General features: G+C 41.3%; 19 protein-coding genes. 15 read left to right on the top strand and 4 right to left on the bottom strand.

All coding sequences use genetic code 11. The annotated features are described in order from the left end of the window. Positions 1 to 416 precede the first annotated feature (416 nt). The 9 genes from AC1DPZ_RS10740 (at position 417) to AC1DPZ_RS10700 (ending at position 6487) form a co-directional block, all read left to right on the top strand. Positions 417 to 1019, top strand: coding sequence for a hypothetical protein (locus tag AC1DPZ_RS10740; protein ID WP_477403075.1), 603 nt, complete (start codon positions 417 to 419; stop codon positions 1017 to 1019). Between the two features lie 183 nt (positions 1020 to 1202). Continuing rightward, on the top strand, positions 1203 to 2627 hold the full coding sequence (locus tag AC1DPZ_RS10735) for a sigma-54-dependent transcriptional regulator (protein ID WP_477403073.1): 1425 nt from the start codon (positions 1203 to 1205) through the stop codon (positions 2625 to 2627). Positions 2628 to 2629: 2 nt separating this feature from the next. Continuing rightward, on the top strand, positions 2630 to 2845 hold the full coding sequence (locus AC1DPZ_RS10730; protein ID WP_477403071.1) for a hypothetical protein: 216 nt from the start codon (positions 2630 to 2632) through the stop codon (positions 2843 to 2845). Between the two features lie 159 nt (positions 2846 to 3004). Then, on the top strand, positions 3005 to 4048 hold the full coding sequence (locus AC1DPZ_RS10725) for an AI-2E family transporter (RefSeq protein ID WP_477403069.1): 1044 nt from the start codon (positions 3005 to 3007) through the stop codon (positions 4046 to 4048). Between the two features lie 155 nt (positions 4049 to 4203). Further along, positions 4204 to 4470 carry a YtxH domain-containing protein gene (locus AC1DPZ_RS10720; RefSeq protein ID WP_477403067.1) on the top strand — a complete coding sequence of 89 codons (267 nt, stop codon included), beginning with the start codon at positions 4204 to 4206 and terminating at the stop codon, positions 4468 to 4470. A 73-nt stretch (positions 4471 to 4543) separates the two neighbouring features. Continuing rightward, positions 4544 to 4894, top strand: a complete 351-nt coding sequence (locus AC1DPZ_RS10715) for a phage holin family protein (RefSeq protein ID WP_477403065.1) — start codon at positions 4544 to 4546, stop codon at positions 4892 to 4894. Positions 4895 to 4899: 5 nt separating this feature from the next. Continuing rightward, the gene (locus AC1DPZ_RS10710) at positions 4900 to 5343 is read left to right on the top strand and encodes a hypothetical protein (protein ID WP_477403063.1); all 444 of its coding nucleotides are present in this window, start codon (positions 4900 to 4902) and stop codon (positions 5341 to 5343) included. A 66-nt stretch (positions 5344 to 5409) separates the two neighbouring features. Then, positions 5410 to 6060 (top strand): tRNA (guanosine(46)-N7)-methyltransferase TrmB, encoded by a 651-nt coding sequence (gene trmB / locus AC1DPZ_RS10705; RefSeq protein ID WP_477403060.1) that lies wholly within the window; start codon positions 5410 to 5412, stop codon positions 6058 to 6060. Positions 6061 to 6154: 94 nt separating this feature from the next. Beyond that, positions 6155 to 6487 (top strand): MGMT family protein, encoded by a 333-nt coding sequence (locus AC1DPZ_RS10700; protein ID WP_477403058.1) that lies wholly within the window; start codon positions 6155 to 6157, stop codon positions 6485 to 6487. Here AC1DPZ_RS10700 and AC1DPZ_RS10695 read toward each other — a convergent pair. Then, positions 6482 to 6841, bottom strand: coding sequence for a VOC family protein (locus tag AC1DPZ_RS10695; RefSeq protein WP_477403056.1), 360 nt, complete (start codon positions 6839 to 6841; stop codon positions 6482 to 6484). The two genes, AC1DPZ_RS10700 and AC1DPZ_RS10695, sit on opposite strands and share 6 nt — an antisense overlap. A 73-nt stretch (positions 6842 to 6914) precedes the next feature. Next, the gene (locus AC1DPZ_RS10690; protein WP_477403054.1) at positions 6915 to 7292 is read right to left on the bottom strand and encodes a VOC family protein; all 378 of its coding nucleotides are present in this window, start codon (positions 7290 to 7292) and stop codon (positions 6915 to 6917) included. A gap of 166 nt (positions 7293 to 7458) precedes the next feature. Between AC1DPZ_RS10690 and AC1DPZ_RS10685 the strand changes: the two genes are divergently transcribed. The 6 genes from AC1DPZ_RS10685 to AC1DPZ_RS10660 all read left to right on the top strand — a co-directional run bounded on the left by AC1DPZ_RS10685 (position 7459) and on the right by AC1DPZ_RS10660 (position 14737). Further along, on the top strand, positions 7459 to 7803 hold the full coding sequence (locus tag AC1DPZ_RS10685; protein ID WP_477403051.1) for a carboxymuconolactone decarboxylase family protein: 345 nt from the start codon (positions 7459 to 7461) through the stop codon (positions 7801 to 7803). A gap of 21 nt (positions 7804 to 7824) precedes the next feature. Beyond that, a complete protein-coding gene (locus AC1DPZ_RS10680) occupies positions 7825 to 8388 on the top strand; it encodes a DNA-3-methyladenine glycosylase I (RefSeq protein ID WP_477403049.1) in 564 nt (187 codons plus the stop codon). Between the two features lie 188 nt (positions 8389 to 8576). After that, positions 8577 to 11384 (top strand): DNA polymerase I, encoded by a 2808-nt coding sequence (gene polA / locus AC1DPZ_RS10675; RefSeq protein ID WP_477403047.1) that lies wholly within the window; start codon positions 8577 to 8579, stop codon positions 11382 to 11384. Between the two features lie 414 nt (positions 11385 to 11798). Continuing rightward, a complete protein-coding gene (locus tag AC1DPZ_RS10670) occupies positions 11799 to 13223 on the top strand; it encodes a glycogen synthase (protein WP_477403045.1) in 1425 nt (474 codons plus the stop codon). After that, positions 13220 to 14482: a glucose-1-phosphate adenylyltransferase gene (locus AC1DPZ_RS10665; RefSeq protein ID WP_477403043.1), complete on the top strand. Its 1263-nt coding sequence runs from the start codon at positions 13220 to 13222 to the stop codon at positions 14480 to 14482. Before AC1DPZ_RS10670 ends, AC1DPZ_RS10665 begins: the two co-directional genes overlap by 4 nt. Before the next feature lie 72 nt (positions 14483 to 14554). Then, on the top strand, positions 14555 to 14737 hold the full coding sequence (locus AC1DPZ_RS10660) for a hypothetical protein (protein ID WP_477403041.1): 183 nt from the start codon (positions 14555 to 14557) through the stop codon (positions 14735 to 14737). Between the two features lie 96 nt (positions 14738 to 14833). Here the strand turns inward: AC1DPZ_RS10660 and AC1DPZ_RS10655 are convergent, their stop codons facing one another. Together AC1DPZ_RS10655 and AC1DPZ_RS10650 are read right to left on the bottom strand one after the other, a co-directional pair. Further along, a complete protein-coding gene (locus AC1DPZ_RS10655; protein WP_477403039.1) occupies positions 14834 to 15514 on the bottom strand; it encodes a metal-dependent hydrolase in 681 nt (226 codons plus the stop codon). Between the two features lie 30 nt (positions 15515 to 15544). Beyond that, positions 15545 to 15820, bottom strand: a complete 276-nt coding sequence (locus tag AC1DPZ_RS10650) for a YbaB/EbfC family nucleoid-associated protein (protein WP_477403037.1) — start codon at positions 15818 to 15820, stop codon at positions 15545 to 15547. Between the last annotated feature and the right edge of the window lie 2 nt (positions 15821 to 15822).

Here is a 15822-nt window from a genome sequence, read left to right as displayed (position 1 = left end):
ATCCTGAACGAAGTGAAGTATCTACTCTCCGCCATGCTTCTTCGTCCTGTACAGTCTGCGAATAGATCCTTCACTTCGTTCAGGATGACAAATCTACGTGAGCCCACAAAGAAAGATTGCGTAACTTTTTTTCACCAAATTTCAGTCTCCATTGAGAATAATACCCATTTCACGCAGAAAAATTAATTTTTGCCCTTCCAAACCGATGTTGATTCTGCGTCAATTCTGACAATAAAAAAGCAATCGCTGCCTTATTTTACAATGAGCTGACCTTGATACCCGGATGGTCAAAAAATAAATTATTGTTAATCAAACGCTTAAATATTCGTGACTTTGGGATGAAAAATCATATATCATCTGGTGCTTTACTTTGCCATGTGTTTAAAACAAATAAAATCAAAAACACAACAATTGTTATGAAAAATACATTCAAAATTTCAGCTTTAATTTTAGCTTTTGCCGGATTAGGATTGGGCGCAAAAGCACAAACAACTACCACCACTACCAGTACTACATCATCAACTACTACCCCGGGTGGTATCCGTTACAGCATTGGTGTTGATGCGGGTATCCCTGTTGGCAACTTTAAAGATAACTACAAATGGAACTTAGGTGGTTCGGTACAGGCAGACATCCCTTTGTACAAAAACCAGTTATTTGCAACTGTTAACGCGGGTTACAACAATATTTTTGGTAAAAAAGATATTGGCGGTATTGCTAATCTTGATGCACMCGATTTTCATTTAATACCTGTAAAAGCCGGTTTAAAATTCTTCCCGGTTGAGAATTTTTATGTACAGGGTGAAGCTGGCGCGGCGTTTTTGCTAAACAAATCTGATGTTGGTGCTAATAAATCAACCGCCTTTGTTTATGCTCCACAAATAGGTATTCAGTTCCCGGTAAGTGCAGGCAGTTTTATTGATGCAGGTGTACGTTATGAAGCAACTACCAAATATGCAAGCGGTGTTGATGCCAGTAAAGTAAACTTTATAGGTGTACGTGTAGCATACGGGTTTTAATATCGATCCTACTTATACCTATTAAATTGAACAAAAAAGGGAGGCCAGATCGGGCTTCCCTTTTTTGTTTTCGGATATTTTTTTAACCTGTGAAAAACTATAATTAAATAAAACATCCTAAAATTAGCAACATTGTTTGTAACTTAACGCCTTTAATACATTTTACCACCTGTTATAACTAATATGAAGAAAATCCTCATCATTGATGATGAAGTTAATGTAGGCTTGTTGCTATCTAAATTTTTAACACGCAATGGCTTTGAAGTAAGCACCGCCACAAGCGGCACAGGCGGAATGGAGGCACTTAAAGAAGGCGAATACAACCTTGTACTTTGCGATTTTAGGTTGGAGGATACCGATGGGCGGGAAATGTTACGTAACATCAAAACACAGTATCCAAAAACCGGTGTTATCATTATTACCGGCTACTCGGATATTAAAATGGCTGTTGAGCTCATTAAAATGGGCGCCTATGATTACATTACCAAGCCCTTGTACCCCGACGAGATATTAAATACCATTAATAAAGCCGTTGAAACACATTATGCCCTGGTTGAAGACACGGAAAATGCTACTTCTGTAATAGCTGACAAGTCAAAAAGCAGGGAGCACAAAAAGCAGGTTTTTGCAAGTGAATTTGTTGCCGGCACCAGCAAGGCTTCAAAAGAACTTTTGAGGCAGATTGAACTTGTTGCACCAACCAATTACAGCGTGATCATTTTGGGCGAGAGTGGCACGGGTAAAGAGTCGGTAGCCAAAAGTATCCACCTGAACAGTCCGCGCAATAATCAACCATTTATTGCTATGGATTGCGGTTCGCTAACCAAAGAGCTGGCCGCCAGTGAGTTTTTTGGTCATGAAAAAGGATCATTCACCGGTGCGCTATACACAAAAATAGGACACTTTGAAATGGCCAACGGCGGTACCTTGTTTTTGGATGAGGTAGGTAACCTATCTTATGAGATACAGGCAGCCCTGTTGCGTACCGTGCAGGAGCGTAAGGTTAAACGGATAGGCAGCACCAAAGAGATAGACCTTGATGTGCKCATTATTATAGCTACTAATGAGAGCCTTCAGGATGGTATCCAAAAAGGAAAATTCAGGGAAGACCTGTACCATCGCTTTAATGAATTTACCATATATATGCCGCCTTTGCGCGATCGCGGAAATGACATTATGCTGCTGGCCGATCATTTTTTAAAAATAGCCAACAACGAACTGGGGCGCAATGTAGATACGTTTTCGCCCGAGGTGGTTGATTGCTTTATGAATTACCGCTGGCCGGGAAACATTCGCGAGCTAAAAAACGTGATCAGGAGGGCAGCATTGCTTGCCRAGGATAATGAGATAACCATGAAAGCATTGCCGCTGGAAATCTCGAACTTTAAAACACCATCGTTTGATAGCTTTCACAATTCATCAGTAAACGATGCTCCGGAAGTAAGGGAAAATCGCCATGATCTGAAAAACGCGGCGCTTGAGGCCGAGTATGAAACTATTATCAGGGTTTTAAGGGAGGTAAACTTTAACAAGACCAGGGCAGCCGAAATATTGAAAATAGACAGGAAAACATTGTATAATAAAATGAAGGCCATCAATCTTAAATAACGATGGGTTTACTGCAACAACATAGAGAAGGAGAGGATGAAAATATGCGCAAGCTGAAGCACGATATAAAAAATCAGCTTTCAAACATTCACCTTGCACTTGAGCAGCTAAAATATGAACTGCCTGATATTACTGATGATTGCCTGTTTTATATTGATACTATTACAACAAGTGCAACCAAAATAAATAACCTGTTAAACAATACGGATAAACCTTAAATACAGCGTATATTCTTTCAAAAACGCTAAAACTTTTTGGCGTTTTTTTGTTTATAAATGAAGAGAATCAATAGATAAAGATCAGGAGGAAACTTTTTGATTGTTAGTCTTATCCTGGCTCTTTTTTCCTGACTTTCTGAAAAAAACTCCAAGCCTTTAATGTCAATTTTTAACTATAAGCAGCGCAATAATATCATCCTGGCAAGCATCATTTTACTGGGATGTTTTTTGCTTTATGCGCTTAGCGGTTTGTTCAGCAGCATACTTGGGGCAATAGTGTTGTACACTATTTTCAGGCCGTTGTATATTAACCTGGCCGAGAAGCGGGGCTGGCCAAAAGCGCCGGTTGCATTGCTCATTATTTTTACCTCCCTTATTATTATTGTTATCCCTTTTCTTACACTGAGTATTATGGTTGTAGGGAAAATATCAAGCATAAATCTTAAAGAGCTTCCCATTGAGCAATGGACTTCAAAAATTGATGCTTTTACAGGTGCAAACCTTAATCAGCCACACTTCGCCGAAGATACACTTCAAAAACTGGGCACTATTGCCACAGGTTTATTTCCATCCATATTAAGCAGCGCGGCCAGCATTATCATAACATTGCTGGTTTTGTACTTTATTTTGTATTTTATGCTTACGCAGATGAGGGAATTTGAAGCCGGCTTACTTAAGTATGCGCCATTCAGGGAGCAGCATGCATTAAAATTTGCAGCCGCCCTACGCGATTCTACCTATTCGAACGTTTTAGGACAAGGAATAATAGCCATAACACAGGGAGTGCTGCTGGCCAACGGCTTTTTGATATTTGGCATACCCGATCCTGTATTCTGGGGGGTTATTGCTATATTTATTTCGTTTTTACCGGTTGTGGGCGCACCAACATTGTGTATACCGGCAAGCATAGTGCTGTTTGCGCAGGGACATAACTTGCAGGGCGTTTTGTTGCTGGCTTATGGCTTACTGTTTATTGGTAATGTAGATAATTTTTTAAGGATGATTATCAATAAACGTATAGCCAATACGCACCCAATAATATCCATCATCGGGGTATTTATCGGGATACCTCTTTTTGGGATTTTGGGCCTGGTTTTTGGGCCGGTATTATTATCGTACTTTTTACTGCTGATGGAGATTTACGAAACCAACCGTTTGGCTGCCGACCGGCTGGAACGGATACGTACTGTGCCGGAAAACTGACACCTATATTGGATACTTTTGTACACACAGCATCAAAAACGCAACAAACAAAAAAACAATTTATACATTAATTGCATTCAAATAATACAATTAATGATATTTGGCAAGGTATTAGTATTAATCAATCAAATGTTCAATTTTTAAATTATATTACAATGAACGATAACACAAAAGTAGTTGTTGCTTTACTTGCGGGCCTGGCAGCAGGGGCAGCTTTAGGTATTTTATTTGCTCCGGATAAGGGAGATGAAACACGCGATAAGCTTACAGAATCATTAAAAAACCTGGGCGAATCTATCAAAGAAACCGCCGCGGCCGAAATTGATAATCTGGTTGGCTTAAAAGACAAGGTGGTTGGAAACATTAAATCAAAAATCAGGGGCGCCGAAGAAGAATACCAGGACGATTTGGAACACGCATAATTTTAAATTACCCGGATAATTCATCCTATATGAGTTATCCGGGATTATAAAATTATAATACAAACAAACACCTATGGAAGCCAAAAAAGAAACGCCACCGCCATTACCACCTATTATCGATCAGTTAAAAGAATACGCCGAAACGCGTTTTAAGCTTTTAAAATATGAGGCTATTGAAGGTGGAACTTCAATTTTAGCAAGTGCTATTACTGATGTTATTGTTACAATAAGTATGTTGCTGGCTTTTATTTTTGCCAGTTTTACGCTTGCTTTTTATTTAGGTGATGTGTTTAACTCATTGTGGCAGGGCTTTGGATGCGTTGCACTTATTTATTTAGTGATTGCGATTATTATAAAACTCAATAAAAATGCCATTGAGAAGCCTTTGGCTAACATTTTTATCCAGAAAATATTTAAAAGGTAAATACAATGAGCTATCAAATAAAAAGTATAAACGATCTGCAGGACGAGATTTTCAGATTAAAGACGGTGGAAAGCCAGCAAAGCGTGGCGTTAAAGGCGCGCTTCAGCAGTCCCTCTGCCATATTTTCATCTGTTATGTCAATATTTCCGCGCTCGGTTGATAGCGAGGGTCGTGATCATGGGGTTTTTCACCCGGATATTATAAACCTGGTTTCCCGGTTGGTTATTCCGCTAACGTTAAACAAAACCATTTTTAAAAACTCCAATTTTTTAATTAAAACCCTGGTTGGGCTGGTATCTCAAAAAGCGTCAAACTATGTTAACGAGGATTCAGTTTCGGGCATTTGGGGTACGGTAAAGGGGCTTTTTGAAAAATTCACCAAAAAGAAATCAAAGGATGATTACAAGCCCGCACCTTATAAAAAACCAGCAACAGGCGCAGTTGTTTAAGGCTATTTTAAACCCCATTCCACTCAATTAACAGAAAAGCCTATTTTTGCACTTTATTTTTATAAAGTGGGAAAAGATAAGTTAAAACGATTTGCTGAAATTGATACTTTTAGTAATGTATTGCAATTAGATGCCGGTAAACCTTTTAAGGGCCAATGGAGCGCCGGTTTTTTTAAAAATGACAACCCCGTTGTTTTAGAGCTGGCCTGTGGTAAAGGCGAATACACCGTAAACCTGGCCAACCTGTTTCCCGATAAAAATTTTATTGGTATTGATTATAAAGGTAACCGCATTTGGCGCGGCGCCAAAACGGCTATTGAAGATGGTGTTGCTAATGTTGCCTTCCTTAGGATACAAATAGAAAACCTGCTGGATTATTTTGCCGATGGCGAAGTTGATGAGATCTGGATTACCTTCCCCGACCCTCAACCCCAACTGAGCCGCGAAAAAAAACGCCTTACTTCGCCACGCTTTTTGAATAAGTATATTGAAATACTAAAGCCATCGGGCTGTGTTAATCTTAAAACCGATAACGATGGTTTGCATGCCTATACTGTCGAAAAAATTGAAGATTTGAAACTTAAATTGCACACTAAAACCGAAGATTTGTATCATTCGCCATATGCCGATGAGGTTTTATCCATCAAAACTTACTACGAGAAAATGTATTTGAAAAATAATAAGAACATTAACTATCTTAAATTTTCGTTTGCGTAACCCGGCTACCAAGTGTAATTGTACTTAAAGATTGTCAAATAATTACAGCAACCAATTGTTCTGCTTTGTGCCTTAAACTTTTAGCTTTGATAACATGGAAGAAATTAACTTTTTTGATAAAGTTTACCAGGTTGCCCGGCTGATACCAAAAGGGAGGGTAACTTCATATGGCGCCATTGCATCGTACCTGGGCACCAAAGGTTCATCGCGCATGGTAGGTTACGCTATGCAGGCCGCGGGTAAGGTTGATCCGCCGGTGCCGGCCCACCGGGTGGTAAACAGGCAGGGATTGCTCACTGCCAAGTTTCATTTTGGTGGAAACAGGATGCAGGAAATGCTGGAAAGCGAAGGCGTAAAAGTAACTGACGATCAGGTGCAGGATTTTAAAACAGTATTCTGGGATCCCAATACCGAGCTGGCGTTATAGCATCTGCAGCAACTCCATCCGGTTACCAAACGGATCAATAAAAGCAAAGCGTTCACGGCCTGCTATTTTGGGTTCTTCCACAATTTCAATCCCATGATCTTCCAGGTGCCCGCGGGCAGCAACAACATTTGTTACCTCAAAAGCAGTATGCCTGATGGTACGGCGTGCCGATGGTTCAACACCAATGTGTAATTGAATATCACCTATATTAAACCAGTATCCTGTTGACGTAAATACGTCTGGCCTTTCTATCAAATCCAACCCGATAATATCAGTATAAAATCCCTTTGCCTCCTCCAGCCTTTCTGGTGGCACACAAACATGTATATGGTCGGCACGTTTAAAATTGATCATAAGTTCTCTCTAAATATCCCCGGTAAGGGAGTCTTTTAATTTACTTTTTAAGCCCTGCCTTCCGGGGATGGGCTTACTCATCCTCTGCAAAGGTGAGCACATAATTGTTATTATCCTTTATTGAAAACTCAGTAGCACCATAAAAAGTAATTTCAAGGCCCTTTAATACTGGAACCAAATCCTTTATCCCTTCAAAAAATGTCCTGATATTTTTAAGCTTAATGTACAGCAACATCGACGCGCCATCCTGCCGGCTGATTTCAGGTAGCTCCGCACCCAGGCTGGCAAAGGTTTGGAACATGAAAGTAACGTTCCCTTTGGCCATCATGGCCCATACCAGGTCGGTGCCGGTTTCGGGCACTGTAACTACCAGGTCGAAACCCAAAAGCTGGTAAAATTTGATGGTTTCGTTAATATCCTTAACAAAAATATTGGGCGACAGGCTTTCCATGGTTGTTTTATTGCGTGGTAAAAATTGAAATTAATAATCTTGGGATAAAAATAAATATTTATAACTTTAAATGCTAAATAAATTAGTAAAATTGTAAAATAAATAGCCAAAAGTAATCTTTAATTGATGCAGGCTATCACCAGTTCAATAACTCAATAATTTGAAAATGGGAAAACTAACAGAAGAATTTGACGCCTATCGTACTAAAATGAACGACCGGATAATGGAAACTGCCAACACTAACATTAAGCGTTTTTTTGCACTCGATACCACCAGCTATGCCGATGGTGCGCTCGACGTAAAAACCAAAGAAATGCTTGGCCTGGTAGCCAGCATGGTACTGCGTTGCGACGATTGCATTAAATACCACCTCGGCAAATGCCACGAGGCCGGTGTAAAACACGATGAAATGAACGAGATTTTTATGATTGCTAACCTGGTTGGAGGTTCAATTGTTATACCACATTACCGTAGGGCGGTGGAGTATTGGGATGAGTTGAATGAAGTTTAGAAATTTTTACCAAAAACAATTATGTCAAATTCACCTACAGAAATAACCCGCTGCAGTTGGCCGGGAACCGATGAACTCTACATCAAATACCACGACGAAGAATGGGGAAAGGAAGTTCACGATGACCATATCCTATTTGAGTTTCTCATCCTTGAATCAGCCCAGGCTGGTTTAAGCTGGATCACCATTTTACGCCGTCGCGAAGGCTACAGAAAAGCCTTTGCCGATTTTAACGTACACAAGGTAGCCGCTTTTACCGATGAGGATGTGGAACGGCTAATGCAGGATACGGGTATTATACGCAACCGGCTTAAAATTCTGGCGGCCATCAATAATGCTAAACTTTTTATAGGCATACAAAAGGAATTTGGCTCGTTTGATAAATACCTGTACAGCTTTATGCCTGGTGGTAAACCTATTATAAATCATCACCACAAAATTCCGGCAAGTACTGCAGAATCAGATGCCATTAGCAAGGATATGAAAAAACGCGGCTTCAAATTCTTTGGCACCACCATTTGCTACGCCCATATGCAGGCAACAGGCATGGTGAATGATCATATACCGGAGTGTTCTTTTAAATGAACACGAATTGTCACGGATTTAATCGAATTTCGCGAATTTTAATATATGCGGATGGTACGAATTGATTCGAATTTCACGAATTTTAATGGGCATGGATTGTCCCGGATTTAATTCTATTTTTGCATAAGGCTGTTGCAGTGAATTCGTGAAATTCGCTCTGATTCGTGCAATTAGTGTTAAATAATATTATGAAAAAACTATTTCTTTTGGATGGCATGGCTCTTATTTACCGGGCGCATTTTGCTTTGAGTAAAAGTCCGCGGTTTACCTCGGGCGGGATGAATACATCGGCAGTAATGGGATTTACCAATACCCTGCTGGATGTTTTGAAAAAAGAAAAACCAACCCATATGGCCGTGGTATTTGATACCGAAGCCCCAACCGAACGTCATACCGATTATGAGCACTACAAAGCCCACCGCGAAGCCATGCCCGAGGATCTTTCCAAAGCATTGCCGTATGTAGTTAAGCTTATATTAGGATTCAACATTCCCGTTATTACATCAGATGGTTATGAGGCTGATGACATCATTGGCACCCTGGCCAAAAAAGCCGAACAAAAGGGTTACCAGGTGTATTGTATGACACCTGATAAAGATTTCGCCCAGCTGGTATCCGATAATATCCGCATTTACAAACCGGCCCGTATGGGTAACGAAATGGAGATCTTGGGCGTTAAAGAAGTGCTTGAAAAATGGGAAATTGAACGCGTTGAACAGGTAATAGATATACTTGGTTTATGGGGCGATGCGGTTGATAATATTCCCGGTATCCCCGGCATTGGCGAAAAAACCGCTAAGGCGCTTATAAAACAATATGGTTCTATGGAAGAGATCATTGCCCATAGCCATGAGTTAAAAGGCAAGCAGCGCGAAAACATAGAGCAATTTGCCGATCAGGGTTTGTTGTCTAAAAAACTGGCTACTATTCTTTTGAATGTTCCAGTTGAGTTGGATGAGGCAGGCCTTGAAATCTGCGCACCAAGTAGGGAATTATTGGAACCGCTTTTTGCCGAGCTGGAATTCCGCACCCTGGGGAGACGTGTTTTTGGCGATGATTTTACCATAACCGAATTTAAATCGGCAGGCACGCAAACAGATTTATTTGGTGAGCAGGTTGCAACAGCCCGCACCACCATGACCGTTGATGTGGAGAATATTCACGAAGATTTTATCAGCGCCTCAAAAAACATTGATAACGTACCTCACGAATACCACCTGGCAGATACTTTTGAAGCGCGTGCCAGCTTAATTGCCATGCTGCAAAAGCAGGAATCTTTTTGCTTTGATACCGAAACCACCGGCACAGATGCCAACAATTGCGAGCTGGTAGGTATGTCTTTCTCGGTAAAGGCAGGCGAGGCCTGGTATGTGCCGGTACCGGTTGACCAGGAAGCCGTTAAAAGCATTGTTAATGAGTTTAAGCCGGTATTGGAAAATGAAAAGATAGGCAAGATAGGGCAGAACCTGAAGTTTGATATCCTGATATTAAAGTGGTATGGTGTGCAGGTAAAAGGAAACCTGTTTGATACCATGATGGCGCATTACGTTATCGACCCGGATACCCGCCATAACATGGATATCCTGTCAGAAAATTATCTGAACTATAAACCGGTTTCTATCACCTCACTTATTGGGGCCAAAGGTAAAAACCAGGGCAACATGCGCGATGTAGAGATCGAAAAGATAAAAGAATACGCCGCTGAAGACGCGGATATCACCCTGCAGCTAAAAGCAGTATTTGAGCCTAAACTAAAGGAGGTTGAAAGCGAAAAACTGATAAACGAGATAGAGCATCCGCTGATATACGTTTTGGCCGATATTGAGTACGAAGGTGTAAAAATAGACCATGATACCCTGCGCCAGTTTAGCAAAGAGCTGGAAACCGATGTTGCTAAGCTTGAAAAAACAGTATATGAAAAAGCAGGCGTAAGGTTCAATATTGCATCGCCAAAGCAATTGGGCGAAGTATTGTTTGAGAAACTGATGCTCGACCCAAAGGCGAAAAAAACTAAAACCGGTCAGTACCAAACCGGTGAAGATGTGCTGCTTTCTCTGGCGGCCAAAAGCGATATCGTAAGGGATATATTGGACTTTCGCCAACTGCAAAAGTTGAAATCAACCTATGTTGATGCCTTGCCGACAATGGTTAACCCGAAGACCGGTAGGGTGCATACCTCATATAACCAGGCTGTAGCAGCAACCGGGAGGTTAAGCAGTGTTAACCCCAACCTGCAAAATATTCCTATCCGTACCGAGCGCGGCAGGGAAGTGCGTAAAGCCTTTATCCCAAGAAATGCCGGCCACAGTATTGTATCTGCAGATTATTCACAAATAGAACTGCGCATTATTGCCGAGATCAGCAAAGATCCAAACATGATGCAAGCCTTTGTTGATAACCTGGATATCCATACCGCCACTGCCGCCAATGTTTACGGCATTGCGTTGGATGAAGTAACCAGCGAGCAACGCCGCAATGCCAAAGCAGTTAACTTCGGCATTATTTATGGGCAATCGGCTTTTGGTTTGTCCCAAAATCTCGGTATCCCGCGTAAAGAAGCTGCCGACATTATTGAACAATATTTTACCCAATTCCCGGGCATAAAACAATACATGGGCGATACCATGAACTTTGCCCGCGAAAACGGCTACGTATGTACCCTGATGGGCCGACGCAGGTATTTGCGCGATATTAACTCGGCTAACGCAACTGTGCGTGGTTTTGCAGAGCGAAATGCTATAAACGCCCCGATACAGGGTTCGGCAGCAGATATGATTAAGATAGCCATGATCAATATTCACCGCGAGTTTAAAGCTCAAAACCTGGATGCACGCATGACTATGCAGGTACATGATGAGTTGGTGTTTGATGTACCGCATGATGAGATCGAGATAGTGAAACCCATCATTATGCACAACATGAAAACGGCAATTAAAACCACGGTACCTATAATGGTGGAGATTGGTACGGGATTGAATTGGCTGGAGGCGCATTAATTTTGATGGGTGGTGATTAATGAGGTTAATTGTGTGTTTGATTCGGCCACTTCATTTGATATCTGTTATTAATAAAAATTAGTCGTGTCGAATTTATTTCGACATCCTATAGGCAGGTCTATACTTTTGCATGTCTTATACTTGGTATGTGGGATGCCGAAATAATTTGGCATCCCATAAGTATTAACAAATAGGCTTTTTGCAGGCTTTTTGCTCTCCCAAACTCACCTTAGTGTAGCCAAACACTTATCTCTTCACGGTACATTTTTCTCGTTTTTCTGCCAATCTCTCAACATAAGCAGTAAATATTTAATAAGATTTTTACAATTTATTATCTAAATTTCAAAAACTATATTAATTATTATAGGTTTCTCTTTTGGTAATCTTTCCTTAAATTGAGCCAATAAAACCTAAATGAAAATATTCCACCTGAGTGCCGAATGTTACCCTGTTGCCAAAGTTGGCGGCCTTGCAGATGTTGTTGGTGCACTGCCTAAATATCAAAACCTGGCGGGTTTGCAGGCAGCTGTTGTGATGCCTTATTATGACCGTAAATTTACCCGTGAAAACGAGTTTGATGTTGTATTTAGTGCCGTTACTTTATTGAATACCCGTCGTCTTTATTTCGAAATTTTAAAGGAGAAGACCGATAAACTCGGCTTCGAGCTTTTTTTGGTGAGGATACCGGGCTTGCTTGACCGGGAGGATGTATATAGTTATCCCGACGAAAGGGAGCAGTTCATCGCTTTCCAACTGGCTTTTTTAGATTGGATCAGCTACTCGCAGCAAACCCCGGATATTATCCATTGCCATGATCATCATTCGGGCCTGGTGCCGTTCCTGCTTTATCATTCCAAATTATATAAACGACTGGCAAATGTGCCAACCGTATTTACTATACATAATGGTCAGTACCACGGCGCTTTTGGCTGGGAACAACTGCCTTACCTGCCCGAGATTGACATGTCGGCAATTGGCTTGCTTGATTGGGCCGCGGGTATAAATCCGTTAGCTGCTGCCGTAAAATGCAGCTGGTTGTATACTACGGTTTCGCCAACTTATTTACGCGAACTTACCATCAATTCAAACGGACTGGAATACCTTTTCTATGTTGAAAGAGCTAAAGGGTACGGTATCATCAACGGTATTGATACCGAAGTTTGGAATCCCCAAACCGATCCTATGGTGCCCAATCATTTTAATATAAAAACACTGGCTAAAGGCAAGCAGGCCAACAAAGAAGCCCTTTGCACCCGCTTTGGTTTAAACCCCGAAAAACCATTGTTTGTGTTTATCGGCAGGTTGGTTATCGAAAAAGGCGCCGATCTGCTACCCGATGCCATTGACCGTACACTGGCCGAATATGGAGACGATGTTAACTTCTTTATATTAGGCTCGGGTGATACGGATATGGAAATGGACCTGCTGGATCTTAGAGATAAATATCCCGGCCGTTGCAATGTTTTTATTGGCTATGATGAATCATTGGCCCATGTAGTGTATGYCGGTGCCGATTTCCTGCTGATGCCATCGCGTGTTGAACCATGTGGGCTTAACCAATTGTACTCTTTACGTTACGGCACCATGCCAATTGTACGCAGTACTGGCGGACTAATAGATTCGGTAATTGATTTTGGCGACGAGGATGGCTACGGTATTCGCTTTAGCCAGATTTCTGTTGATGATATTTGCCATTCTATTACCCGAGCCAAAATACTTTACCAAAACCCCGCCCAACTACAAATACTCCGCAAGCGTATGATGGCCCTCGATTTTTCTTGGGACCGTTCGGCCAAAGAATATATAAACCTTTATGAAAGTTTAAAACCTCAACTATGACATCTAAAGTAATCTCAATTGTGCTTGGCGGTGGCCAGGGCAGTCGTTTATCGCCACTTACTGCAACACGTTCAAAACCGGCTGTGCCAATTGCCGGTAAGTATCGCCTGGTTGATATTCCAATTTCGAATTGCCTGCACTCGGGTATTACGCGCATTTATGTGTTAACACAGTTTAACTCCGCATCGTTAAACAAGCACATCAAAAACACCTATCACTTCAGCAGCTTTAGCGATGCTTTCGTTGATATTTTGGCCGCAGAGCAAACGCCATCAAGCGTTGCCTGGTTCCAGGGAACTGCTGATGCAGTAAGGCAAAGCCTGCATCATTTGGCAGTACATGAATTTGAGTATGTACTGATCCTATCCGGCGACCAGCTATACCAGATGGATTTTGAGGATATGATTGACAAGCATATGGAAGCAGGTGCCGAGATTTCCATAGCAACAATTCCTGTTGATGCAGCTGATGTACCGGGTTTTGGTATTTTAAAAGCTGATGAGAACAGCATGGTAACCGCATTCATCGAAAAACCAAAATCAAACTTTGAAAGCTGGGCATCTGAGGTAAGCGATGAAATGCAGGCCGAGGGCAGGGTTTACCTGGCATCTATGGGGATTTACATTTTTAACCGTAAACTTTTATATGATTTATTGGAAGGCAATGACCGTACCGATTTTGGTAAAGAGATCATCCCGCAATCAATAGTTGAGCATAAAGTGTTAAGCTATCAATACGAAGGTTACTGGACAGATATTGGTACCATTCCATCATTTTTTGACGCCAACCTTGGTTTAACAGACGAGATCCCTAAGTTTAACCTTTTTGGCGAAAATCATATTTATACCCGTGCGCGCATGCTGCCGCCATCAAAGGTATCAGGTACAACTTTAAATAAATCTATCATCGCCGATGGTTGCATCATCAGTGCAAAAACAATTACACGCTCCATAATCGGCATCCGTACCCGTATTGGGGTTGAAACAGAAATTGAGAACTGCTATGTAATGGGAAATGATACCTACCAAACGTTGGAGCAGATTGCAGAACTGAAGTTAAGCGCATCGCCGCTAATGGGTATAGGCGACAGGTGCAAGATTAAAAATGCCATTATTGATAAAAATACCTACATCGGCGACGATGTTGTTATCAACTGTGGTGAAAAGCTGGAAGACGGCGATTATGGCACCCATACCGTACAGGATGGCATTGTAGTTGTTAAAAAACGTGCTATTATTCCTAACGGGACGATTATTTAATTTGGCAGAAAATAAAACAATCTGTAGTTAATTCGTTATATATAGTATAAAAACTATAAAACATAAGAAGCTATGAAAAAGGTACTTTGTATGATTGCTTTAGCAGCGATCTCTTTTGGAAGCGTTTTTGCACACGGGGCTCCGGTAAAATCTTCAAATGGTGTTATGCAAACTGATACCACCAAGAAAAAAATGAAAAAGAAGATGAAGAAGGATACAACAATGAAAAAAGACACTATGAAAATGAAGAAGTAACCTTCAGTAACAAAAAAGCCTCCTGATTATGTCGGGAGGCTTTTTTATTTGTGTCCGGGGGCATCCTGAAACAAGTTCGGTATGACCATTAAAAAGCTACAGATCCATCGTTTCACCAATAGCAGGCAGCTTTAAATTCAATCCTGCTTTAATGAATTTTTCCCTTACATCGTCTTTATCAATTTTTATAACGGGGAAAGAATCATAATGGATCCCGATGATGTTTTTACAGTTAATGAAAGTGCTGGCTTTAATGGCATCATCAGCACCCATGGTATAATTATCACCGATAGGTAAATAAGCCCAGTCGAGGTTTTCATCGGCCAGCAGTTTCATATCGTAAGTAAGCGCGGTATCACCGGCGAAGTAGATTTTTTTACCTTCAACAGATAGCATGAAACCGGCAGGGTTACCACCTGGTGAGCCATCGGGTAGGGTACTGGAGTGCACCGCGTTCACCATTTTGACCCGACCAAAATCGAAATTAAAACCGCCGCCAATATTCATTCCGTGTACATTATCAACACCTTTGCTGTTAAGCCAGTTGGCAATTTCGGCAATACAGATAACTTTGGCGCCGCTATTTTTTTGTACTTCTAATAAATCGGCAACATGATCGCCATGGCCGTGTGATACCAGGATATAATCTGGCTTTATGCTTTTGAGGTCAATATTTTTCGCCAGCGAATTGTGTGATATAAAGGGATCAAACAATAGTTTTTTACCACTGCTTAATTCTATTTCAACGGTTGACTGGCCGTAATAAGTAGTTTTCATAGTAATAGTATTTGTGTAATATTAGGGGGCTTACTTGCCAAATAAGCTGCCTAAGCCGCCCATACCGCCAAGCATTTCCTTGGTCATGGCTGCCATTTCGGCCTGGCTTATATTATCGGCTTGCTCCATGGCTTTGTTAAAGGCCACAACCAGTAATTCTTCCAGTTCTTCTTTATCAGCATCAGCCAAAAAAGCACTATCGATATGCACCGATTGTACCACTTTATTAGCATTGGCAGTAACCGTAATTTTACCACCTTCGGCAGCGCCTGATACAGTTATGGCGGCAGCGCCTGATACAGTTATGG

The organism is Mucilaginibacter sp. P4_G9, from assembly GCF_056400985.1.
Note: the sequence above shows the minus strand (reverse complement) of the source record. Positions and strands in the feature narration are given on the sequence as shown.